Source organism: Achromobacter sp. GbtcB20, assembly GCF_019091095.1.
GTDB lineage: Bacteria > Pseudomonadota > Gammaproteobacteria > Burkholderiales > Burkholderiaceae_B > Achromobacter > Achromobacter mucicolens.
The window spans coordinates 1-298 of the sequence record NZ_JAGXJZ010000441.1 but is presented as its reverse complement, the minus strand read 5'-3'; the positions used below and the strand labels follow the sequence as shown (position 1 = coordinate 298).

Annotated in this window: 1 protein-coding gene; it reads right to left on the bottom strand. The window is 71.8% G+C overall.

Annotated features, from left to right (window positions below):
- The coding region (locus tag KVT32_RS29675) for an MBL fold metallo-hydrolase (RefSeq protein WP_217619382.1) at nucleotides 1-298 on the bottom strand (298 nt) is incomplete at both ends.

Here is a 298-nt window from a genome sequence, read left to right as displayed (position 1 = left end):
CTCCGCATTGCGCCGCGGATCGGCCGCCAGGTAAACGAGCCGCGAACAGGCCCGCTCCAAAGCCGCGCGCACGACGCCGAACACCCGGCCATGCCCCGGCACCACCACATGCGCGTCGAGCGTGCCGATCAGGTCGAGCGTGGCACGCACCTCGTCGAAGCCCGGCTCGCCCGCCAGTTCGGGGAACACCACGCCGAAGCCGTTCTCCCACAAGGCGTCGCCCGAGATCAGCACGCCCTCCTGCGCGCAAAACAGCAGCAGCGCGTGCGGATCGTGGCCCGGCGCGCCCAGCACCTGC